The following is a 20,957-nucleotide window of genomic DNA, read 5'->3' on the forward strand; positions in this document are numbered from 1 at the left end:
TTCTTCCAGACAGCCATTCCGTTTTTTCAGTAAAACGTTTTTAGGATTATTCTTTTGAAATGTAATTCAGCAAGTTTTGGAATGCCTCTACATCAGGATTGATCAATAGAGCAGGTAGGAATGCAAATGTCAATAAAATCATAAGATTCGCACCAACGATTGCACGCAGTAGTTTGGTGAATTTCATAACGCATCTCCTCTTTCTCTTCGTTGTAGATTTTCCAAAGCATAAAGGGAAACAATTGAATCCAAGACTGGGCTTTTGAGTAGATTCATAATACTCTATGTTCAGAACTTTGTAAATGATTATATTTTCCATGAAAAGGACACAAAAAGAGCATTATATTTCCTCTTGAACGAGAAAATTGTTGTATAAATTCATATTTTCGGTGATAATACATAAAACGAAGAAATAATTTCGAAATATCAATTAAAGAGTGTGTAAAAGGATTCAAGCATTCTTCAATATTTTTCAAGAAAGGGATGAGGCGGATGACAAATATGAATACAATTCAAGAAAACCGGAAACGTGCGAATGACTATGTTCATGAAGTATATGAGTTGGTGAGGAAAAGGAATCCGGACGAAAAGGAATTCTTGCAAGCTACGAGGGAAATTTTTGATTCACTCAGACCGGTGTTTGCCAAACATCCTGAATATATACGAAATGGTATTTTAGAGAGGATTACTGAGCCGGAGCGAATTATTTCTTTTCGAGTCGCGTGGGAAGACGATAAAGGAAAAGTCCATGTGAATCGGGGATTCCGTGTCCAATTCAATAGTGATTTAGGGCCGTATAAAGGCGGAATCCGTTTTCATCCTTCCGTTAACAGCAGTATTATGAAATTCCTCGCATTTGAACAAATCTTTAAGAACGCATTGACAGGCCAGCCAATTGGGGCAGGCAAAGGCGGCTCCGACTTTGATCCAAAAGGAAAATCGGAGAGAGAGATCATGCGCTTCACACAAAGTTTCATGACTGAGCTAAGCAAACATATAGGACCAGATATTGATGTGCCAGCAGGTGATATTGGCGTCGGCAAACGTGAAATCGGTTATATGTTTGGCCAATATAATCGGCTGAAAGGCGGCTATGAAGCAGGCGTCTTTACAGGAAAGGATCCCAATCATGGCGGCAGTTTAGGACGAAAAGAGGCAACAGGCTATGGGACGGTCTATTTTGTTGAGGAGATGCTAAATGAGCATAATCTCTCCTTCAAAGATAGCACTGTCATTGTTTCTGGTTCAGGAAACGTGTCAACCTATGCAATTGAAAAGGCCCAGCAGTTGGGTGCCAAAGTAGTTGCTTGCAGTGATTCGAGCGGTTATATTTATGATAAAAATGGCATCGATCTTAATACAGTAAAACGTTTGAAAGAAGTAGAGCAAAAACGTATTTGGGAGTATACGAAAGAACATCCTGAAGCAGAATACTATGACAATTGCAGTGATATTTGGTCCATACCATGCGATATTGCACTGCCTTGCGCTACACAAAATGAAATTGACGAAATGGCAGCACATATACTAATTGCCAATGGTTTGAAGGCATTAGGTGAAGGAGCCAATATGCCGTGTACAATCGAAGCGATCGATATTTTCTTGGAAAACGGTGTTTTATTCGCCCCAGCAAAAGCTGCCAATGCGGGTGGGGTTGCCGTATCCGCTATGGAGATGTCCCAAAACAGCATGCGACTCGGCTGGACTTCCGAAGAAGTCGATGAGCGCCTAAAGACCGTTATGTCCAACATATATGAAAGCTGCAAATCAGCGGCAGAGCAATACGGCGAACCTGACAATCTCGTAATGGGTGCCAACATTGCCGGTTTTCTAAAAGTTGCCGATGCAATGGTTGCACATGGCATACGATAATCGTTTATGAAAGCTGTTTGATCAATGAAACGAAAATTGGTCAGACGGTTTTTTGTTGTAAATAAATCGTATTGGCAAATACCATTAGGTGGGGATCACTGGAAACGTTTCATTACTGGCGTGAACCATAGTTTTATTGGCGCGTGTAGCAATGTTACTATCGATAGCCATTTGAATACTGGCGTAGATGGCAATTTTACTGTCACAATTCCTTGAGAATACTGGCGTAGTTGTCATGTTTATTGCCGCAATACCTGTAAATACTGGCATAGTTGTCATGTTTACTGGCGCAACCTCTTTGTTACTGTCGCAAGTAGCGATATCGCTGCAAGGTCCTCTCCATCCCCGAATGCTTTCCAAATCGAAAGGTTTAATTAAAATAGCTTTTTCATATAAATGCAAACAAATCTATTGATAATTAATTTGATTATGTTATTATAAAAATACTTACAAATGAATAAAAATACATACGGCTGTATAAAAAGGAGGACGAAATGAATGGGAAATAAAAAAGTTGTATTAGCATATTCTGGTGGACTGGATACTTCAGTGGCTGTCCAATGGCTGTCGGATAAAGGGTATGATGTAGTTGCATGCTGCTTGGATGTTGGTGAAGGAAAGGATTTAAAGTTTATTCAAGAGAAAGCATTACAAGTCGGTGCGGTGAATAGTTATGTGATTGATGCGAAAGAGGAATTTGCGCAGGAATATGCATTATTAGCATTGCAAGCCCGTACGTATTACGAAGATAAATATCCGTTAGTTTCTGCGTTGTCACGTCCGTTAATTTCAAAAAAATTAGTGGAGGTTGCGCATAAGGAAAATGCAACGGCTGTTGCGCACGGCTGCACTGGAAAAGGGAACGACCAAGTGCGTTTTGAAGTCGCAATTAAAGCGTTAGATCCGTCGCTTGAAGTAATCGCGCCTGTCCGTGAGTGGAGCTGGTCGCGTGAAGAGGAAATCGCATATGCGAAAGAAAAGAATATCCCAATCCCAATCAACTTAGATAGCCCATACTCAATCGACCAAAATTTATGGGGACGCAGCAATGAATGTGGAATATTAGAAGATCCTTGGGCAGCGCCTCCTGAAGATGCTTTTGGACTAACGTCATCGATCGAGAATGCACCGGACAAAGCTGACGTAATCGAAATTGCTTTTGAAAAAGGTGTGCCAGTAAGTATTGACGGCAATAACTACCCATTAAGTGAATTGATTTTGAAACTAAACGAACTTGCGGGCAAGCATGGCGTCGGACGTATTGACCATGTAGAAAACCGTCTCGTCGGCATTAAATCTCGTGAAGTGTATGAATGTCCCGGTGCTGTCACTTTATTGACTGCTCATAAGGAGCTTGAGGATATTACATTAGTGAAAGATGTTGCTCACTTCAAACCGATCGTTTCACAAAAATTGAGCGAGTTGATTTATAACGGCCTATGGTATTCTCCATTGCGCGCTGCTTTGGAAGCATTCATCAAAGAAACTCAGCAATACGTCAACGGGGTTGTCCGTGTGAAATTGTTCAAAGGGCATGCGATCGTGGAAGGAAGAAAATCATCCAATTCCCTTTACGATGAAAAGTTAGCAACGTATACATCCGATGACCAATTCGATCAATCCGCGGCAATTGGCTTCATTCAACTATGGGGCTTGCCAACAGAGGTGCATAGCACCGTAAATCAACAGCAAAAAGTGAAAAATTAATTCAAACAAATCTCCAGACTGTAGACAAAGTATTTTTTCACTTTGTCTACAGTCTTTTAAAGGTTTTTAGTTATGGGATAAGTGTTTGCCCAGCTTGGCTTGAAAACGCTTGTCAAGGAAGGCAACCTAAGAACGCCACGTCCTAGAGGTGCCTTAATTTCTGCAAAAAACGCAGAAATACGGCAAATCGAACCCTTCGCCGTTCGATTGGCAACGGTTGCATGACTCGCTTCCTGCGGGCCCGCGCGAAGTCGAGCGAAGACCCGAATAGAACTTAGGTTCATGAGGGGACGAGCGAAGGAAAGGCAACCTATTTATGCTGTCGTAAAGGTGCCTTAATTTCTGCAAAAAACGCAGAAATACGGCAAATCGAACCCTTCGCTGTTCGATTCGCAGTATGCGAGCGTTTGTCAACAAGCTGAAACCTCCCGTCATGCAGGGAGGTTTTCTATTGGAACTTTCCATCTCTTTACTGAGTCCTTTTTTATGAATAAGAAAAATAGGTGATAAGGTTGATACGTAAAAAGATGTGGTTCAGCATCGGAATTATTTGTTTCATAGCTGTATTTTGCTACATCCTAACAGGACGCTGGATGGAATCGGGAAAGTCTCCGGTCGCTGACGGTACGAATGAGTATGCCATTGTTTTAGGTGCAAAAGTGAACGGAGAAAAACCATCGCTCACTTTGCAATATCGTTTGGAAGCGGCACTGTCGTATGCAGAAAAGCATCCGGATGTCATCTTTGTTCTGTCTGGTGGGCAAGGTCCTGATGAAGGAATTAGCGAGGCAGAGGCAATGCGAAGGTTTTTGACGGGTAATGGTATTTCAGAAGAGCGTCTTTTATTGGAAACGAATTCGACTTCGACATATGAAAACTTAACTTACTCAAAAGAATTGCTGCCAAAGGGTGTCAAGGATATCACAATTATTTCAAGCGATTTCCATTTGGCGAGGGCGAAGTGGCTTGCCGATTCCATTGGACTGTCCGCAGATGTGATCCCTGCCAAAACGCCTCTTAGTACGAAAGGGAAACATGAAATACGCGAGCGGCTCGCTTTAATGAAAACGTATGTAGTCGGACATTAAATTCCGCCTTCGTTCGATGCGAACAAAGGCGGATTTTTTTATAATTGATCGATCGGATGAAACTGCGGTTTTCGATTGGAAAAGGTAGCAATATAACGGAATCCGATAGACTTCAGCAAATCAATCGATTCTTTAAATTGGAAAGCGATGTCCTCGGGTTTATGGGCGTCCGATCCTAACGTGATGATTTCTCCGCCGCATTGCTTGTACAATTTCAAGACGTCTTCGCTTGGTAATCCGTGAGATAACCCGTAGCGAACGCCGGACGTATTTAACTCGATCCCTTTACCTAAAGGAATGATCGTTTCAAAAATGCTTTGCAACAGTTCATGGAAAGGATGGCTTGCCCGTTCCTTCGCATATCGTTTAATAAGGTCAACATGGCCCAACACAGAATAGTCTTCAAAGTTCTTGACGCAATAAAGAAGTTCTTCATAATATGCTTGGAACGCTTCGTCAATTGTTTTTCCTTTAAACAGCTCCCCGTAATGCAACCCTTTTCTCTCCACTGTATGCATCGAACAAATGATGAAATCAAACCGTTCCATTTTCAATAAATCTTCATAACGCTCTAAAATATGAGGCTGGATTCCAATTTCTATTCCTTTTTTAATGCGGATCTGCCCGTCATAGCGTTGCTGCAATTCGTTAATTTTTCTTGCATACGACCGCTTATCAATATCAAAAACAAAATCGTCAACGGGATAATCATAATCAATATGCTCGGTAAAGCAAATTTCCGACAACCCCTTTGTAATAGACTCTTTCACCATCTCTTCCATTTCTGCGCGGCAATCCGCAGAAAAAGCGCTATGCATGTGATAATCAAACATGTAAAATCCCCCTATCAGTTGACAAATTAAAAGAATAGATTTATAGTACTTTATAACTTTAGCGTAGTAAAGTGAGAAAGTGGGTGAATGAAATGAAAATAGACGAAACATTTGAGCGAGTCTCGGAATTGATGAGCGACCAATTCTCGAAATATGGCTATCGCCGAATGAAAACAGCCGCATTTCAACCGTATGAGCTTTATGAAGACGAAGATAGCTTTGTAAATCGCAAAGATATGGTGAAAGTTATCGATTCAGATGGAGAAGTACTCGTTTTGCGTCCAGATGTCACGATTCCGATTACAAAAGAATTGTCTCATGGCAATGATCGGCTGACAAGTGAGCACCGTTTTTATTATTTACAGGAAGTATTCCGGAAGCCTTTCAATAAGGACGGGAAAATTGAAAAGACGCAGGCTGGAGTTGAGTATTTTTGTGAAAGCTCACCGGAAGCGGATGCAGAAACGATCGCGTTGGCACTGCACACATTAAAGGAATTATCTTTTTCAGAAATGAAAATAGAAATCGGGCATACGGTGTTTTTTAATGAGTTGCTGAGCGGTTTGCGATTGACTGACTTGGAAAATCGTCAAATAAAGGAGTTCATACAGGCAAAGAATATCACTGAAATTAGCCTGTTATTAGACAAACTTGGGTTAGTGGAAGAGAAAAAAATAGCAATTGAACAAATCCCCTTTTTGTACGGCAAGCCCAAAGATGTTTTAAAAAAGGCATGGAATCTTCCTCTTACAGAAGAAATGGCAAAAACGCTTTCGTATCTTGAAGAAGTATACCGGCTCCTATCTTTGTATGGATGGAAGGACGATTTGACGATTGATTTCGGTTTGATCAATTATATGCATTATTATTCGGGGATTCTATTTCAAGGATTTGTGGAGCAATACGGCAAGCCGGTGTTAATGGGCGGTCGCTACGATTTTTTAGGAAAGCAATTCGGAGCGGATCTTCCTGCAATCGGGTTTGCTTGCGAAGTTGAGTCGATTGTAGAGGCGTTAGGAGGTAAGGAAAATAGTAACTCTCATAATGTCGATCTGTTCCTTGTTTATGACTCAGTCAAATTGGAAGACGCTATACATATAGCAGATACGTTGCGCAAATTAGGATACCGGGTGCTATCCGTTTCCGTTGAGAAGGAGCGTTTCATAAATTGTCAATCAAGCAATTACGTTCGGCTTACGTCTGGTGGGAATTTTATCAAACATCGTGAAACAGAAATCATGTTTTACAAATTGGATGATTTATTGGCATTGTTAAAAGTGGAAGGGGACGTTTTATATGAAACTGTTGACGATCGCAATTGCAAAGGGGAGAGTCGCTGACGAGGCGATTCAGCTAATCGAGCGGACAGGGTTGTATTTTCCCGACTATCATAATGAGAGTCGCAAGCTTTTGTTTACGGATGATCGTAAGCATATCAAATTGATATTTGTTAAAGCGGTCGATGTGCCAACATACGTGGAAAAAGGAGCAGCTGATATCGGTTTGGTCGGAAAAGATGTTTTAATGGAAGATCCGAAAGAAGTGTATGAATTAATGGATCTTGGTATTGGTAAATGCAAATTATCCGTAGCGGGCTTTGTAGGCGCTGAAATAACGGAATCTTCCTATCTATCAGTTGCTTCAAAATATCCGAATGTAGCGAAAGCTTATTTTGAAGAAATGAATATACGTACGGACATCATTAAGCTCAATGGTTCAGTAGAATTGGCACCGCTCATAGGTATGGCGGATGTCATTGTCGATATCGTTGAAACAGGAACGACATTGAAAGAAAACGGCTTAACTGTTTTAGCGGATATTGTAGATATAAGTGTAAAGCTGATTGTCAATAAAGCGAGCTATGCAATTAAGACGGATGAAATTCAGCAGTTTATGAAACATTTATATGCAGGGCTGGAGGTTCGCATATGAGAGTGATCGATACTGAAACGTTTTTAAAGGAATGTAAACTGAAGAGCAGCCAAGATGTAGATTTTGAGTTGGATCGTACTGTCCTTTCGATCATTGAAAATGTGAGGAAAAAGGGTGATGCTGCTCTACATAGTTATACTGAACAGTTTGACGGTGTGCTGCTAACAGAAATTGTAGTTTCGGAAAATGAGTTCATCGAAGCGAATGAAGCTGTCTCAGAATCTTTTCGTACTGCGATTCGGCGGGCAAAGGAAAGAATTACTGCATTTCATTTCGAACAGAAAGAACGCTCATGGTTTATTGGAGAAAAAGACGGGGTTCTATTAGGGCAGCAAGTGACACCGATCGAGCGAGTCGGAATTTACGTTCCTGGGGGCAAGGCGGCGTATCCCTCGACCGTGTTAATGAATGCGTTGCCTGCAAAAATTGCAGGAGTTGAGCAAATTGTCATTGCCACCCCTCCGCAGCCGGATGGCAAAGTGAATCCATACGTTTTGGTCGCAGCGAAAGAAGCCGGGGTCGATCGGGTATATAAAATGGGCGGTGCACAGGCGATCGCGGCATTGGCATATGGAACAGAAAGTATAGAAAGAGTGATGAAAATTACAGGGCCAGGAAATGCATATGTTGCCCGAGCGAAAAAATGGGTATTTGGTGATGTGGCGATCGATATGATTGCAGGGCCAAGCGAGATTTGTATAGTAGCAGATGAAACGGCAAAGGTAGAATACGTAGCTGCTGATTTGCTTTCTCAAGCGGAACACGATGAGCGTGCTACTGCTATATGCATTACAACGAATAAGAAATTTGCGCATAAGCTTTCCAATGAAGTGCAAAAGCAGTTGCTAAATTTAGAACGAGCCTCAATTGCGGCATCGTCAATTGAGGCTCAGGGAAGAATTATCGTTACGAACTCTATTGAAGAGAGCTTGCAGCTATTGAATGACATTGCCCCCGAGCATTTGCAACTAATGGTTAACAAGCCGATGGAGCTATTGCCTAAAATTTGCAATGCAGGTGCGATTTTTTTAGGAAATTACTCGCCTGAAGCGTTAGGGGATTATATGGCTGGACCGAATCATACGTTGCCGACAAGTGGAACAGCAGCATTTTCATCTCCGTTGGGCGTTTATGATTTTGTAAAAAGATCAAGCATAATCCATTTTACAAATGAGGCTTTTAACATCGTTGCGGAGGACGTTGTGCAATTGGCTGCAGCGGAAGGATTAGCAGGGCATGCGAATTCAATAAGCATACGTAAGGGTGGATGAAAATGAGACAACATAGCGTTGCGAGAAAAACTGCGGAGACGTCAATTGAACTCTTTTTTTCGATCGATGGCACCGGCCAGACGAATATTCGGACAGGGGTAGGTTTTCTGGACCATATGCTCGTTTTGTTTGCGAGTCATGGACGGTTTGATTTGACCGTTGTTTGCGATGGAGATCTTGAAGTAGATCAGCACCATACAGTGGAAGATGTCGGTATCGTATTAGGGCGGGCGTTTCAGCGAAGCATTGGCAGCAAAGAAGGGATTGAAAGGTATGCGACTGTGACTACGCCGATGGATGAGGCTTTATCTGCGGTCTCTCTCGATATTAGCGGCAGGCCATACCTTCATTACAACGTGGATGGCTTGAAGGAGAAGGTCGGTCAATTCGATACAGAGTTGGTGGAGGAGTTTTTCTTGGCGTTCACGAGACATGCAGGTGTAACGTTGCATATTAATTTGAAGTATGGAAAGAACAGCCACCATATTATCGAATCGATTTTCAAAGGAGTCGGAAGAGCCTTGCGGATCGCAAGCACTATTGATCCGCATAGGAAAGGTGTTCCATCGACAAAAGGAGTGCTATAAGGGGGAATAGAAATGATATTATTTCCGGCAATTGATGTAAGAGGCGGCAAATGTGTCCGACTCATTCAAGGAGACTATGGTCGAGAAACGATTTATCATGATGCGCCTGTAAAAATGGCGTTAGAGTGGCAGAGCCAAGGGGCGGAGTGGATACATATCGTCGATTTGGACGGCGCAAAAACAGGAGATTTCGTCAATCGGAAAACGATTGAACAAATTCTTCAAGAAGTGAATATCCCTGTTCAGGTCGGTGGCGGCATCCGCTCGATGGATCGGGTCGATGCATTAATCCGTTTAGGAGTGAGCAGGGTCATTATCGGAACTGCAGCTATTAAAGATCCGAATTTCGTTGAAGATGCTGTTCGGAAATATGGCGATCGGATTGCTGTTTCAATTGATGCCCGAAATGGGTACGTTGCGACGGATGGATGGCGTAATGTCAGTGAAGTGAAAGCTGTAGACCTTTTGATGAAGTTAGCCGCAGCAGGCGTTCAAACGGTTGTCTACACAGATATTGCGAAGGATGGAATGCTGTCTGGACCGAATTTCAATGAACTGCAGATTATGAATGAAGGAGCAAATGTCAATTTGATCGCATCTGGCGGCGTTTCATCAGAACAGGATATTGTAAAGCTGAAAGAGATGGAACTATATGGTGCAATTATCGGGAAAGCCCTATATGAACAACAAATTGCATTGCGATCAGTACTGGAGGTTGGAATGAAATGACTGTAAACCGAATACTCCCATGTTTGGATATTGACAATCGCAAAGTCGTAAAGGGTAAGAATTTTTTAGGCGTTAAGGAAATTGCGGATCCTCTTTCTTTGGCGAAAAAGTATGTTGCGGATGGTGCGGATGAATTGGTGTTTTACGACATTTCAGCATCTGTCCAAAACCGCGGCATGTTTTTGGATCTGATAGCAGAAATCTCAGCGGAAGTGCCGATTCCTTTTATTGTAGGGGGCGGTATTCGGGCAGTAACGGATATTGAAGCAGCGTTGAATGCTGGAGCCGATAAAGTATCCATTAATAGCGCAGCGCTTCACAATCCGGAACTAATACACGAAGCAGCAACACGTTTCGGTTCGGAACGGATTATCTTATCGATGGATGTGAGAAGGACAGGTGACGGCGCGTGGCATGTTTTCGCACAAGCCGGTATGGAAAACAGTGGTGTAGACGCAATCGAATGGGCAAAAGTAGGGGCGTGTTTAGGAGCAGGTGAAATTGTTGTAAACAGTATTGATGAAGATGGTGTGAAGGAAGGATATGATTTGCAATTGACAAAGACGATTGCTGAAGCAGTCGATATTCCCGTCATTGCAAGTGGTGGCGCAGGTAAAATGGAACACTTCCAAGAAGCGTTCACAGAAGGCAAGGCGGCAGGAGCGCTAGCAGCTTCGGTTTTTCATTTCAATGAAATTAATTTAAATGATTTAAAGACATTTTTGGTAAATGACAGCGTTGCAGATAAGGTGGATGTATGATGGAAAATGTTCAGTTTCATAACGATGGGCTCATACCGGCAATCGTGCAAGACGTACGTACCGGTGAAGTGCTAATGTTAGCCTATATGAACAACGAAGCACTGAAGAAGACAGTTGAGACAGGGGAATCTCATTTTTTCAGCCGGTCGAGGCAAGAACTATGGCATAAAGGAGCAACATCGGGCAATCGGCAAGTCGTCAAGAGGATTTCGGTTGATTGCGATCGGGATGCAATTTTACTGGAAGTTGAACCGATCGGGCCAGCTTGCCATACAGGAGAGACGTCATGTTTTTATACACCGCTATACGGCGAGGGGCGTTCGATCCGCAATGTCGTCCATGAGATTGCTGATGAAATAAAAGACCGCAAGGAGAACCCTGTTGAAGGATCTTACACATCGTATTTATTCCTAAAAGGCATTGACAAAGTGCTGAAAAAGATTGGAGAAGAGTCGGCAGAAGTTATCATCGGAGCGAAAAATAGCGACAAGTCCGAGCTATCCAACGAAATAGCGGACTTGCTTTACCATTCGCTCGTTCTAATGGAAATTTCCGGTGTAACAATTGAAGATGTGAAAGCAGTCTTAAGGGAGAGAAGGACGAAGAAAGAAGCGGTGCGCAATGGTTAAGCTTTGGAGCAGTATGGCTAAGCGAGCGATGCCTTATATTCCAGGAGAGCAGTTAAATAGAGCGGATACAGTCAAATTGAATACGAATGAAAACCCGTATCCTCCAAGCCCATCTGTAGTTGAAGCCATTAGAGGAGAGACTGGTGATGCTTTACGGCTTTATCCATCACCGACTGCAGATCGGCTGCGCAGTACAATAGCGGATTATTATGGTGTTAAAGATGATGAAGTGTTCGTCGGAAACGGTTCGGATGAAGTGATCGCATTTTCCTTTATGGCATTTTTTGAGCCGGGCCGGACAATTCGTATCCCGGATATAACCTATAGCTTTTATCCAGTATATGCAAAGCTTTTTAATATTCCTTATGAGGCAGTTCCTTTAAATGAGGATTTTACTTTGCCGATAGAATCTTTTTATCAATCGGAAGGCGGTGTTATTTTTCCAAATCCGAATGCCCCAACAAGTTTATATATAGACCTAAAATACATCGAGCATATTGTGGAAGAGAATCGAGGGAGGGTAGTTGTGATCGATGAGGCGTATATCGACTTTGCAGGCGCTTCTGCGGTCGGACTTATTCGCAAATATAACAATCTTTTAGTCGTTCAGACAATGTCCAAATCAAGATCGTTGGCAGGAATGCGTGTTGGCTTTGCAATCGGTCATCCGTCTTTAATGGAAGCGTTAACCCGTGTCAAGGATTCTTTTAATTCCTATCCGATCGATCGGCTCGCAATGGTTGCAGCGGAAGCATCGTTTAAAGATCAGGTCTATTTCGAGAAGACGAGGAGAGCAATTTTAGTAACGAGAGAACAAGCGAAAAAACGTTTGACGGAATTAGGGTTCGATGTGCTCCCATCTCAAACGAATTTCCTTTTCGCTACTCATCTAACAGCTGATGCAGAGGAATTGTCGGTGCGCTTGAAGAATGATGGAATTTTAGTCCGTCACTTTAACAGTCCGAGGATCGAGCGATACTTAAGGATTACTGTTGGTACCAACGACCAAATGGCTATTCTGTATGAACGGTTGCAGCTGCATCTTAAAAACATAGGCGACTTGTCTGTTCAAAAACTGCTATAATGAGAGCAGTTCAATGGAAAGGGTTGCATTTGAATGAATTTTCCAAAGTTCATAGACGTAGCGTTAATTATCTTTTTAGGTTATTTTGCAATTGACCGTTTTTCGAAAGGCCAAACAGGCATCGCGATAATGTTCACTGTTCTGACGTTGATGAATGTTTTTGTATTAACAATGAAGATCAAACAGGATCGCGCAATGGCGGAACAGAATAGAAATGGAAAATGAACTGCATGCTTATATAGCTGCAGTTTCAGACTGTAGACTGAGTACTTTTTCACTTTGTCTACAGTCTTTTTAAGGTTTGTAGTCATGAGATAGGGGTTTTCCTATCTTGGCTTGAAGACGCTTGCCAAGGAAGGCAACCTAAGAACGCCACGTCCTAGAGGTGCCTTAATTTCTGCAAAGAACACAGAAATACGGCAAATCGAACCCTTCGCTGTTCGATTCACAGTATGCGAGCGTTTGTCAACAAGCTGAGCTGTAGTTTTTTATTTGGAAGGAAGGTTTGAATGCACCAGAGTCAAGCTGTACTTGAAATGATAGGCGACTGCTGATAAAACGGTCCGAAACACGAGGCATCGCTTGTAGCTTGAAAAAATCATTAGGAAGTTACGCATAGAGTAAGCAAGCCATTCAACTCGCAGCTTTCCATATCCACTTCATTATGCTATACTGACTGAATGCAAATCTGATAAGTGAGGAATTGACATGAAAAAATCAATTTACGGATTGACGTTAGATCAACTGACGGAATGGTTGATGGATCAAGGACAAAAAAAGTTTCGTGCTGCGCAAGTTTGGGATTGGCTTTATAAAAAGAGAGTTCAATCGTTTGCGGACATGTCGAATATAAATAAAGAATGTATCCAGCTATTGGAAGAGAACTTTACAATTCAAACATTAGAGCAAGCAGTTAAGCAAGTTTCTGAAGATGGAACGATCAAGTTCTTATTTAAATTGATGGACGGCAACTTGATTGAAACGGTGCTAATGAAGTTCCCGTATGGCTATTCGGTTTGTGTGACAACACAAGTCGGCTGCAATATTGGCTGCAGCTTCTGTGCGAGCGGATTATTAAGAAAGAGCCGTGATTTGGATGCAGGAGAGATAGTTGGCCAAATTATGAAAGTGCAGCAGCATCTTGATGAGGCAGGTAACGGTGATCGTGTCAGCCATATCGTTGTCATGGGGATTGGCGAGCCATTTGATAATTACACGAATTTGATGAATTTCTTGCGTGTCGTCAACGACCAAAAAGGATTGTCAATTGGAGCGCGTCATATAACAGTATCAACGAGCGGTCTCACTCCCAAAATTCGCGAATTCGCTGAGGAAGATATTCAAATTAACCTGGCTGTATCGCTCCATGCACCGAATAATGAACTGAGAACACAAATTATGAAAATTAATAAGGCGTATCCAATCGAAAAATTGATGGAAGCGATTGATTATTATTTGGAATCAAAAAATCGAAGAATTACATTTGAATACATTATGCTTCAAGACGTCAATGACCATGTTGAAGAAGCCCTGCAATTGGCGAAGTTGCTACAAAACAAACGTCACTTGTCATATGTGAACTTGATTCCGTATAATCCTGTCGACGAGCATGACCAGTATCGGAGAAGCAAGTCTGAAGATATTAAGGTGTTTTATGAAACGTTGAAAAAGAAAGGCATTAACTGTGGCATGCGCTTGGAACATGGCACGGATATTGATGCAGCTTGTGGTCAATTGCGAAGCAAGCAAATAAAAAAAGAAAAAGCGAAAGCTTAAAAAACCGAGTGCCCTTCAAGCAGGCACTCGGTTTTTCTTTAATTGATGGTCATTTTCCGGTTTTCTTCGCTAATCAGTTCGCCGTTTTCCGAAAGCGGAGCGAATCTTGCATTAAAGAAACGAAGTGTAGGAGGTTCGTATACCATTTTCAATCCACAAATCGTCTCTCTCTTTTCATATAATTCGATTATAGAATCTGCTACGACATCCATATGATTATTTGTATAAACGCGGCGGGGAATCGTTAAGCGTACTAATTCCAAATATGGCTTATTATGCTCGCCAGTTTCATTGTTTCTGCCTGCTGAAATGATTCCGCGTTCCATGCTGCGGACGCCGGAATCCAAATAGAGTGCTGCCGCCAATGCTTGTGCCGGAAAGTCCTCCTGCTGTAAATGCGGCAAAAATGCACGTGCGTCAAGGAAAACAGCATGGCCTCCGATCGGTTGGACGATCGGGATGTTTGCATCGATGAGCTGTTGGCCTAAGTAACGCACTTGGCCGATCCGGTGTGCGATGTAATGGTCATCTACGGCTTCACGGATGCCAATCGCCATCGCTTCCATATCGCGTCCGGCCATGCCGCCATATGAAGGCATTCCTTCGTACACAACGACAAGTTCACGTGAACGGATATAGAGCTCTTCATCATTCATCGCCAAAAAGCCACCAATATTAACGAGACAATCCTTTTTGCCGCTCATCGTACAGCCATCCGAGTAGGACATCATTTCTTTTAAGATGCTTGCGACAGTACGATCTTCGTAACCGTCTTCACGTTCTTTAATAAAGTAAGCATTTTCAACACAACGTGTCGCGTCAAACATTACATCGATTTTATGTGCTTTGCACAATTCATAGACTTCTTTCAAGTTCTCCATGCTGACGGGCTGCCCGCCGGCTAAGTTGACCGTTACTGCAACACAAACATATGGGATTTTGTCTGCCCCCACTTTATCGATCAAAGACTGCAGTTTCCCAATATCGACATTCCCTTTAAAAGGATGATCGACAGCGGGATCATGCGCTTCGTCAATAATGATATCGACGAAAGTGGCTCCGTTCATTTCCTGATGGGCTCTTGTCGTTGTGAAATACATATTTCCAGGTACGTAATCGCCTTGTTTAATTTTCAATTGGGATAAAATATTTTCTGCCCCTCGCCCCTGGTGGGTCGGCAAAACATATTGATACCCGTAAACTTCACGTACCGCAGACTCTAACCTTTTCCAACTTTTGCTTCCCGCGTATGCTTCGTCGCCAGTCATTAGCGCTCCCCATTGCTCATCGCTCATTGCGGTCGTACCGCTATCGGTCAGCAAGTCGATATAGACATCCGCTGAGTCTATTAAAAAAGTGTTATAGCCTGCACGATTAAGAGATTCTTTACGTTCATCATATGAAAGCATCGATAATGTTTCTACACTCTTAATCTTATAAGGCTCGGCTATTCTTCTCGCCATAAACAATACCCCTTTCTATTTTATTTCTCCCCCCGAACTTAACTATAGTATGTAAAAGATTCATTTTCAATGTTTTTTCATTATTTCGACAAAACAAGACAAAAAGACAAGCAGCTCGATGCTTGTCTACTGTCTTATAGGGGCTTGTAGTTTTGGAATAAGTGTTTGATCAGCTTGGTTCAAAAAACGCTTGACTTGAAAGTAGTCTAAGTGGGCGACATTACAGAGCCTTAATATCCGCAAAGGGCGCAGAAATTAATGCGAATCGAACTCTTCGTTGCTAACAAACTGAGACAAGTAGTTCGACGCTTGTCTACCATTCAATTCGGATTTTCTTTGTTTTTGCGCAACAAATAAAGGACTGCTTGAACAATCGCGGCAATGCCCAAGCCAAAAGTTGAGATGATGAATAGTGACAATATCCCCAATAAATCGCCCATACCATCCGTATCCATTATGATGCTTCTAAAAAACTCAGCAAACCCTAAAAAGAGGGCGATTAGAAAAATATAAAATGCTGTTTTTAATTTATAGAACAACAAGAGTGCAGCTAAAATACCGACTGTCAGGCTGAACACACCGAAGGCCAAATAGTTTTTCACGCCTAAATCGACACCTAACAAAGTACGCACGCCTAATATAAGCAGCACGAAAGAGGTCAGCCCTGTAAAAAAGCCAATCTTCCATAATTTATTCTCCATTGAATCCACCTGCTTTCAATATATATCATACCGAAAGTAGGTTCATTTGTGTAAAAGAAAGCAAAACAAAGAGCCTCGCAATTAAACGAGGCACCCCATTACACTTATTTTTTCGCGATGATTACTAACTTTCCATGGTCAAGCTCACGCTCAGCGTCTGCTGCTTCTTCTGCAGTTAAGCCAGCCGCTTCCATTTTACTGCGGAGTTCATCGCCGCGTGAAGTGAACATATTTTTCATGCTGTCAAGAAAACCTTGTTCCTTCATGCCGACCTTTTCTGTATCAAGTGCATCGGTAATATCATCCGAACGCTTTTTATCGTGCGCAAAAATGTAAATGTCGTCATGAGTAAATCCTTGAGTTGTTAAATTTTCAATTTCCTGTTTAGCTTGTACTGCATTTTCTACAATTCGTTTCATAGTCATGTATATACCCTCCTACATCGTTTGTTGTATGTATACCTCAAAAGTAGGTAGGATAAACAAAAAGTAGATGGATTAGATGTATTGATCGCCTTTTAATCTCCGATACGCCTTGATGAAATCCATTGGATCTCTTTCGACACCATATGTGAAGACACCTTGATTTGTGTGCAAATAGAAAAGACCGGTCCCGTTTGAAAAGGCTTTAAAGGACATATCTTGGATATTTTCCAAAGGAAAGTGGTGCTTAGGTGTAGTAACGGCATCCACATACAGAAGGATCATAAAATTTGATTGGCGATGTTTTTGCTGGAACCAGTCAATTGACCTTTCGACCGTATAATAGGACAAGGTAGAGATGATCGTCTTATCTTTATTCAGCGGAAGCATCCTCCTTTACCGTGAGAGTTCGTTGGATTTGAATCGATATGCAAAATCCTTCGATTATATCATTCCCTACATCGTAACAGTTTTTTCACTGCCAAATCAATTGTGCTCATTATTTTTGAAGACGACGAATGTCATCCATCATTCGGTCGGAAAATGACTCGTCAACTAAATTATACTCATCGACTATATAGCCGTTTTGGTCGATTAGATAAAAATTTGTTCCATGGATAACTTGTGACGAGTTATTTGGTTTTTGGACAATCGTTTGAAATTGGTTAAGCGCAATCTGTTCAATAGTATTTTGAGAATATCCCGTTAATAGATGCCAATTGTCGTCATCATCCGTATATTGATCGATATATTCTTTTAATACTTCGGGTGTATCAACGTCTGGATCGACAGTGAAAGAGACGAATTCAATAGTATCCATTCCTTGATCCTTAAACTTTTTTTGCAGCTCCGCCATTTCAAATGTCATAGGGGGGCATACTGTTTTGCACTGTGTGAAAATGAAATCTGCCACCCATATTTTCCCTTTAAGATCTTCTGAACCATATGGGTTGCCCGTTTGATCTGTAAATGAAAAAGATTCAACTTGCCGTCCTGTTTTTACTGAAGTGTTGCACGCAAACAAAAGAAGCGAAGAAGTTAATAGTAAAACCCATTTATATTTCTTCAATTTGTTTTCCCATCTTTCTGTTCATCTAATAAGCCGATAAAGTCTATCCTCACTGTCGTGCCGGAGGAGCTATCGCTTTCAATGGTCATTTTCCCTCCGTGAAGGCGAACAATTTCCTTCACGATGGAAAGCCCTAAACCAGTGCCGCCAGTCGAACGGTTCCGCGCTTTATCGGTGCGAAAGAAACGTTCCCCGATTCTGTCAATGTCTTTTTTATCGATGGCAATGCCGTCATTCGTAACTTGATATTCAATTTTCTTGCCATTCTGCTTCAAAGAAATAAAGACAGTTCCTTCTGTTGTTGAATATTTTATTGCATTGTCAATCGTATTGTAAAAAACTTGTTGAATGCGTTGCAGGTCACCCATGAGGATGACGTCTTCGTCTATATCCAACTGCAAAGTAATCTCTTTTTCTTTCACATGTATTGCGAATAATTCGAGTGTATCCTTTACTAGCTGAGCCCCGGCAATCGGAGCAGGGATGATTTTATAGAGCTCTTCCTGTAGGTGGTTCAGTTCAACAAGATCATTGATGAGCTTGTTCAACCGATTCGTTTCTTTTTCGATTGTCGTCAAATATTCTTTCGCTTCTTCAGGCGAAGTATAAATTTTTTCCTTGAGTACATGAGTATAACCGCCGATATAGGTTAAAGGCGTCCGTAGCTCATGGACAATATTCGATGTAAATTCTTTTTTTCGCTTCTCTTGCTCCTCAAGAGATAAGCTCATCAAATTGAAAGCATGCGTAAGCTGCCCGATTTCATCGTGACGGTTCGTTTCAATTCTTCGACTGTAATTGCCTTTCGACACTTCTGCAGATAGTTGCTGCAGCTCTCGTAAAGGATTAAAAAGGGATTGCCATACTCGGTTGATCGCCAAAAATAAAATGAAGAAAAATAATGTCCCTACAATTACTAATAACGGAATGCTCTCTCGGAATACATCTTGAATCGCAGCTAAAGGAACGTAAATATAGATGAATCCAATGAGCCCATTTTCTCCTTTAATCGGGAAGATGGCACCTAAAATTTCACGATCCAATTCTTGTACATATCCTTCTTTCATGACGTAAGAGCCTGTTTCCAAAATGCTCTTGTCATCTTCGTCAACCAAATTTTCATAGTTAATTTTATATGGAAAGTAGGATGATAAGTCATCTAAGCGATCAACGACTATAATTTCATATTCGGAAACGACATTATACCACTGAATTTTCTCGATAATTTCATCTGTTAATTCTCCGTAGTGATAGTGTGAAGCAGTCCGTTGACCTTGATAGATGATCGATTGTTCAATACTATCGAGGTATAGCTTCGTATAGAGGAAATGGATGAAAAAAAACGAAAAAAGAATCGTAAAGGCGATACTTGAGATGAGCAGAGTGAGTATTTTCTTACTCAAAGTCATATTCATTAGCGTACCTCGAATTTATAGCCGATTCCCCATACTGTTTCAATCATTTGGCCATATTCGCCCATTTTTAAGCGCAATGTTTTAATATGTGTATCAACTGTCCTGTCTGTACTTTGGTGATCTTCACCCCAAACGATGTGCAATAGCTGTTCCCTGGAAAATACTCTCCCTTTGTTTTTCGCCAATGTTTGGAGGACACCAAATTCTTTCAGCGTCAATGACAAAGGCTCATCATTTAGCGTGACGGTATGTGCGTGTGGATCAATGACTAAAGGCCCGATTTGAAGACTGTCGGTTACAGTAGACCGATAGCTCCTGCGCAAGACAGACTCGATGCGAGCAAGTAACTCTCCGGGCATAAAAGGCTTGACAATATAATCATCGCCGCCTAATTTCAAACCATGAATCTTGTCCCATTCTTCACCTTTTGCCGATAAGAAAATAATGGGAATGTCATGATCTTTGTTTAGTTCTTGTGCAAAAGTGAAGCCATCCATGAATGGCATCATTATGTCCACAATGCACAAATGGGGACGTACGCTATCAATTAAGGAAAGTGCATGGGCACCATCTGTAGCCTCTGCAACCTCATAACCATCCTTTTCCAAGAAAGTTCTAATTAGTTGCCGCATTTGTGGTTCATCATCAATAATGAGTATTGTATATGGATGCATTCAAACGACTCCTATCCATAATTTTCTTTAGTATTATTATCGTTTGGATATGTGAAAATAATATGAAGGCGCCAACTTCACAATTACTTCAAAATTACCTTATATTATCATACTGAATATACAACATTTCGTTAAGCGAAACGGGAGGAAGAGTTGATTGAAGAAAAAAACGCTTGGAATACTTACAGTACTGCTACTGCTCATTTTGTCGGCATGCAGTTCGAAAGAAGAAAACAATGCAGATGCAGATGTAGAAGTATACCCACTTGAAGTCGATTTGACTGTTACTGAGAAAGTCGAAGTGGGAGATACTGTACAAATGGAAGCAATCGTCACGTATGGCGATGAAAAAGTTGCTGATGCAGATGAGGTTGTCTATGAAATTTGGGAGGAAGGAAAAAAAGACGAATCGTATAAAATTGAGGCAACAAATGAAAAAGATGGTTCATATACAGCTGAAACCTCCTTTGATCATGACGGTTTATTTCACGTGCAAGTCCATGTAACCGCGAAACAATTGCATACAATGCCTGTCAAAGAAGTGACAGTTGGCAATGGCGGTCATTATGAAAATAGCGGCGAAGAACATGATCACGGTCATGCAGAAGGATTTTCTATGCATTTCAATGAACTTGACGGCGTTACAACAGGGGAAGAAATCGATTTAACAACCCATATACAAATGGAAGAGAAGCCTATGGAAAATCTCAATGTCCGCTATGAAATTTGGAACGATGCTGAAGAAAATGGAAAACATGAATGGGCCGATGCGTCTGAATCTTCTGCTGGAGAATATAAAGCTTCCTACCAATTCGATCAAGCAGGCACTTATAAAGTACAAATACATGTGAAAGACGATGAAGATTTACATGAACATGAGACGGTTACAATTGAAGTAACTGAATAAGGAAAAGCCCCTCCACAGCTTCGATTCGGAGCAGAGA

At 41.6% G+C, this 20,957-nt stretch carries 24 protein-coding genes; 15 read left to right on the plus strand and 9 right to left on the minus strand.

Features of this window, described 5'->3' with window-relative positions; translation table 11 throughout:
• Positions 1 to 46: 46 nt before the first annotated feature.
• Positions 47 to 187 carry a hypothetical protein gene (locus tag WFH04_RS00845; RefSeq protein WP_336822147.1) on the minus strand — a complete coding sequence of 47 codons (141 nt, stop codon included), beginning with the start codon at positions 185 to 187 and terminating at the stop codon, positions 47 to 49.
• A gap of 305 nt (positions 188 to 492) precedes the next feature.
• Between WFH04_RS00845 and gdhA the strand changes: the two genes are divergently transcribed.
• The 4 genes from gdhA to WFH04_RS00865 all read left to right on the plus strand — a co-directional run bounded on the left by gdhA (position 493) and on the right by WFH04_RS00865 (position 4,667).
• Entirely contained in the window at positions 493 to 1,872 is a 1,380-nt protein-coding gene (gene gdhA / locus WFH04_RS00850; RefSeq protein ID WP_381481040.1) for an NADP-specific glutamate dehydrogenase, read from the plus strand.
• Positions 1,873 to 1,896: 24 nt separating this feature from the next.
• A complete protein-coding gene (locus WFH04_RS00855) occupies positions 1,897 to 2,088 on the plus strand; it encodes a hypothetical protein (protein WP_336822149.1) in 192 nt (63 codons plus the stop codon).
• A gap of 282 nt (positions 2,089 to 2,370) precedes the next feature.
• Positions 2,371 to 3,579 carry an argininosuccinate synthase gene (locus tag WFH04_RS00860; protein ID WP_336822150.1) on the plus strand — a complete coding sequence of 403 codons (1,209 nt, stop codon included), beginning with the start codon at positions 2,371 to 2,373 and terminating at the stop codon, positions 3,577 to 3,579.
• A gap of 593 nt (positions 3,580 to 4,172) precedes the next feature.
• Positions 4,173 to 4,667, plus strand: coding sequence for a YdcF family protein (locus tag WFH04_RS00865; RefSeq protein ID WP_336822151.1), 495 nt, complete (start codon positions 4,173 to 4,175; stop codon positions 4,665 to 4,667).
• A gap of 38 nt (positions 4,668 to 4,705) precedes the next feature.
• Here WFH04_RS00865 and WFH04_RS00870 read toward each other — a convergent pair whose 3' ends face one another.
• Positions 4,706 to 5,500, minus strand: a complete 795-nt coding sequence (locus WFH04_RS00870) for a histidinol-phosphatase HisJ family protein (protein WP_336822152.1) — start codon at positions 5,498 to 5,500, stop codon at positions 4,706 to 4,708.
• A 92-nt stretch (positions 5,501 to 5,592) separates the two neighbouring features.
• Here WFH04_RS00870 and WFH04_RS00875 point away from each other — a divergent pair, with 92 nt between their 5' ends.
• The 10 genes from WFH04_RS00875 to rlmN all read left to right on the plus strand — a co-directional run bounded on the left by WFH04_RS00875 (position 5,593) and on the right by rlmN (position 14,269).
• The gene (locus WFH04_RS00875; RefSeq protein ID WP_336822153.1) at positions 5,593 to 6,840 is read left to right on the plus strand and encodes an ATP phosphoribosyltransferase regulatory subunit; all 1,248 of its coding nucleotides are present in this window, start codon (positions 5,593 to 5,595) and stop codon (positions 6,838 to 6,840) included.
• A complete protein-coding gene (gene hisG, locus WFH04_RS00880) occupies positions 6,797 to 7,432 on the plus strand; it encodes an ATP phosphoribosyltransferase (protein WP_336822154.1) in 636 nt (211 codons plus the stop codon). Before WFH04_RS00875 ends, hisG begins: the two co-directional genes overlap by 44 nt.
• Entirely contained in the window at positions 7,429 to 8,703 is a 1,275-nt protein-coding gene (gene hisD, locus WFH04_RS00885; RefSeq protein ID WP_336822155.1) for a histidinol dehydrogenase, read from the plus strand. Before hisG ends, hisD begins: the two co-directional genes overlap by 4 nt.
• Positions 8,704 to 8,705: 2 nt before the next feature.
• Complete coding sequence (gene hisB / locus WFH04_RS00890; RefSeq protein WP_336822156.1) at positions 8,706 to 9,290, plus strand: imidazoleglycerol-phosphate dehydratase HisB; 585 nt, start codon at positions 8,706 to 8,708, stop codon at positions 9,288 to 9,290.
• A gap of 12 nt (positions 9,291 to 9,302) precedes the next feature.
• A complete protein-coding gene (hisA, locus tag WFH04_RS00895) occupies positions 9,303 to 10,019 on the plus strand; it encodes a 1-(5-phosphoribosyl)-5-[(5-phosphoribosylamino)methylideneamino]imidazole-4-carboxamide isomerase (protein ID WP_336822157.1) in 717 nt (238 codons plus the stop codon).
• Positions 10,016 to 10,780, plus strand: a complete 765-nt coding sequence (gene hisF, locus WFH04_RS00900) for an imidazole glycerol phosphate synthase subunit HisF (protein WP_336822158.1) — start codon at positions 10,016 to 10,018, stop codon at positions 10,778 to 10,780. Before hisA ends, hisF begins: the two co-directional genes overlap by 4 nt.
• On the plus strand, positions 10,777 to 11,409 hold the full coding sequence (gene hisIE, locus WFH04_RS00905; RefSeq protein WP_336822159.1) for a bifunctional phosphoribosyl-AMP cyclohydrolase/phosphoribosyl-ATP diphosphatase HisIE: 633 nt from the start codon (positions 10,777 to 10,779) through the stop codon (positions 11,407 to 11,409). Before hisF ends, hisIE begins: the two co-directional genes overlap by 4 nt.
• Positions 11,402 to 12,493 (plus strand): histidinol-phosphate transaminase, encoded by a 1,092-nt coding sequence (gene hisC / locus WFH04_RS00910; protein ID WP_336822160.1) that lies wholly within the window; start codon positions 11,402 to 11,404, stop codon positions 12,491 to 12,493. The genes hisIE and hisC overlap by 8 nt, the downstream gene beginning before the upstream one ends.
• A gap of 33 nt (positions 12,494 to 12,526) precedes the next feature.
• On the plus strand, positions 12,527 to 12,718 hold the full coding sequence (locus WFH04_RS00915; RefSeq protein WP_336822161.1) for a hypothetical protein: 192 nt from the start codon (positions 12,527 to 12,529) through the stop codon (positions 12,716 to 12,718).
• Positions 12,719 to 13,201: 483 nt separating this feature from the next.
• Complete coding sequence (gene rlmN / locus WFH04_RS00920; protein WP_336822162.1) at positions 13,202 to 14,269, plus strand: dual-specificity RNA methyltransferase RlmN; 1,068 nt, start codon at positions 13,202 to 13,204, stop codon at positions 14,267 to 14,269.
• A 38-nt stretch (positions 14,270 to 14,307) separates the two neighbouring features.
• On the opposite strand, the gene WFH04_RS00925 is transcribed toward rlmN, so the two are convergent.
• The 7 genes from WFH04_RS00925 to WFH04_RS00955 all read right to left on the minus strand — a co-directional run bounded on the left by WFH04_RS00925 (position 14,308) and on the right by WFH04_RS00955 (position 20,013).
• Entirely contained in the window at positions 14,308 to 15,732 is a 1,425-nt protein-coding gene (locus tag WFH04_RS00925; protein ID WP_336822163.1) for a tyrosine phenol-lyase, read from the minus strand.
• A 320-nt stretch (positions 15,733 to 16,052) separates the two neighbouring features.
• Positions 16,053 to 16,433 carry a hypothetical protein gene (locus WFH04_RS00930; RefSeq protein ID WP_336822164.1) on the minus strand — a complete coding sequence of 127 codons (381 nt, stop codon included), beginning with the start codon at positions 16,431 to 16,433 and terminating at the stop codon, positions 16,053 to 16,055.
• A gap of 104 nt (positions 16,434 to 16,537) precedes the next feature.
• On the minus strand, positions 16,538 to 16,858 hold the full coding sequence (locus WFH04_RS00935; protein WP_336822165.1) for a YflT domain-containing protein: 321 nt from the start codon (positions 16,856 to 16,858) through the stop codon (positions 16,538 to 16,540).
• A gap of 72 nt (positions 16,859 to 16,930) precedes the next feature.
• Positions 16,931 to 17,245 carry a hypothetical protein gene (locus WFH04_RS00940; RefSeq protein ID WP_336822166.1) on the minus strand — a complete coding sequence of 105 codons (315 nt, stop codon included), beginning with the start codon at positions 17,243 to 17,245 and terminating at the stop codon, positions 16,931 to 16,933.
• A gap of 109 nt (positions 17,246 to 17,354) precedes the next feature.
• Positions 17,355 to 17,924, minus strand: a complete 570-nt coding sequence (locus tag WFH04_RS00945; protein WP_336822167.1) for an SCO family protein — start codon at positions 17,922 to 17,924, stop codon at positions 17,355 to 17,357.
• Complete coding sequence (locus WFH04_RS00950) at positions 17,921 to 19,339, minus strand: sensor histidine kinase (protein ID WP_336822168.1); 1,419 nt, start codon at positions 19,337 to 19,339, stop codon at positions 17,921 to 17,923. The genes WFH04_RS00945 and WFH04_RS00950 overlap by 4 nt, the downstream gene beginning before the upstream one ends.
• Entirely contained in the window at positions 19,339 to 20,013 is a 675-nt protein-coding gene (locus WFH04_RS00955; protein ID WP_336822169.1) for a response regulator transcription factor, read from the minus strand. Before WFH04_RS00955 ends, WFH04_RS00950 begins: the two co-directional genes overlap by 1 nt.
• A gap of 157 nt (positions 20,014 to 20,170) precedes the next feature.
• Between WFH04_RS00955 and WFH04_RS00960 the strand changes: the two genes are divergently transcribed.
• The gene (locus WFH04_RS00960; protein ID WP_336822170.1) at positions 20,171 to 20,920 is read left to right on the plus strand and encodes a FixH family protein; all 750 of its coding nucleotides are present in this window, start codon (positions 20,171 to 20,173) and stop codon (positions 20,918 to 20,920) included.
• Positions 20,921 to 20,957: the final 37 nt, after the last annotated feature.

This window comes from Sporosarcina sp. USHLN248, assembly GCF_037144575.1.
In the GTDB taxonomy this organism is placed as follows: Bacteria; Bacillota; Bacilli; order Bacillales_A; family Planococcaceae; genus Sporosarcina; species Sporosarcina contaminans.

Bases quoted from the DNA above. Each gene is read 5' to 3' on its own strand.
- WFH04_RS00845 (WP_336822147.1), bottom strand. From the start codon at position 187: ATGAAATTCACCAAACTACTGCGTGCAATCGTTGGTGCGAATCTTATG.
- gdhA (WP_381481040.1), top strand. From the start codon at position 493: ATGACAAATATGAATACAATTCAAGAAAACCGGAAACGTGCGAATGAC.
- WFH04_RS00855 (WP_336822149.1), top strand. From the start codon at position 1,897: ATGAAACGAAAATTGGTCAGACGGTTTTTTGTTGTAAATAAATCGTAT.
- WFH04_RS00860 (WP_336822150.1), top strand. From the start codon at position 2,371: ATGGGAAATAAAAAAGTTGTATTAGCATATTCTGGTGGACTGGATACT.
- WFH04_RS00865 (WP_336822151.1), top strand. From the start codon at position 4,173: ATGGAATCGGGAAAGTCTCCGGTCGCTGACGGTACGAATGAGTATGCC.
- WFH04_RS00870 (WP_336822152.1), bottom strand. From the start codon at position 5,500: ATGTTTGATTATCACATGCATAGCGCTTTTTCTGCGGATTGCCGCGCA.
- WFH04_RS00875 (WP_336822153.1), top strand. From the start codon at position 5,593: ATGAAAATAGACGAAACATTTGAGCGAGTCTCGGAATTGATGAGCGAC.
- hisG (WP_336822154.1), top strand. From the start codon at position 6,797: ATGAAACTGTTGACGATCGCAATTGCAAAGGGGAGAGTCGCTGACGAG.
- hisD (WP_336822155.1), top strand. From the start codon at position 7,429: ATGAGAGTGATCGATACTGAAACGTTTTTAAAGGAATGTAAACTGAAG.
- hisB (WP_336822156.1), top strand. From the start codon at position 8,706: ATGAGACAACATAGCGTTGCGAGAAAAACTGCGGAGACGTCAATTGAA.
- hisA (WP_336822157.1), top strand. From the start codon at position 9,303: ATGATATTATTTCCGGCAATTGATGTAAGAGGCGGCAAATGTGTCCGA.
- hisF (WP_336822158.1), top strand. From the start codon at position 10,016: ATGACTGTAAACCGAATACTCCCATGTTTGGATATTGACAATCGCAAA.
- hisIE (WP_336822159.1), top strand. From the start codon at position 10,777: ATGATGGAAAATGTTCAGTTTCATAACGATGGGCTCATACCGGCAATC.
- hisC (WP_336822160.1), top strand. From the start codon at position 11,402: ATGGTTAAGCTTTGGAGCAGTATGGCTAAGCGAGCGATGCCTTATATT.
- WFH04_RS00915 (WP_336822161.1), top strand. From the start codon at position 12,527: ATGAATTTTCCAAAGTTCATAGACGTAGCGTTAATTATCTTTTTAGGT.
- rlmN (WP_336822162.1), top strand. From the start codon at position 13,202: ATGAAAAAATCAATTTACGGATTGACGTTAGATCAACTGACGGAATGG.
- WFH04_RS00925 (WP_336822163.1), bottom strand. From the start codon at position 15,732: ATGGCGAGAAGAATAGCCGAGCCTTATAAGATTAAGAGTGTAGAAACA.
- WFH04_RS00930 (WP_336822164.1), bottom strand. From the start codon at position 16,433: ATGGAGAATAAATTATGGAAGATTGGCTTTTTTACAGGGCTGACCTCT.
- WFH04_RS00935 (WP_336822165.1), bottom strand. From the start codon at position 16,858: ATGACTATGAAACGAATTGTAGAAAATGCAGTACAAGCTAAACAGGAA.
- WFH04_RS00940 (WP_336822166.1), bottom strand. From the start codon at position 17,245: ATGCTTCCGCTGAATAAAGATAAGACGATCATCTCTACCTTGTCCTAT.
- WFH04_RS00950 (WP_336822168.1), bottom strand. From the start codon at position 19,339: ATGAATATGACTTTGAGTAAGAAAATACTCACTCTGCTCATCTCAAGT.
- WFH04_RS00955 (WP_336822169.1), bottom strand. From the start codon at position 20,013: ATGCATCCATATACAATACTCATTATTGATGATGAACCACAAATGCGG.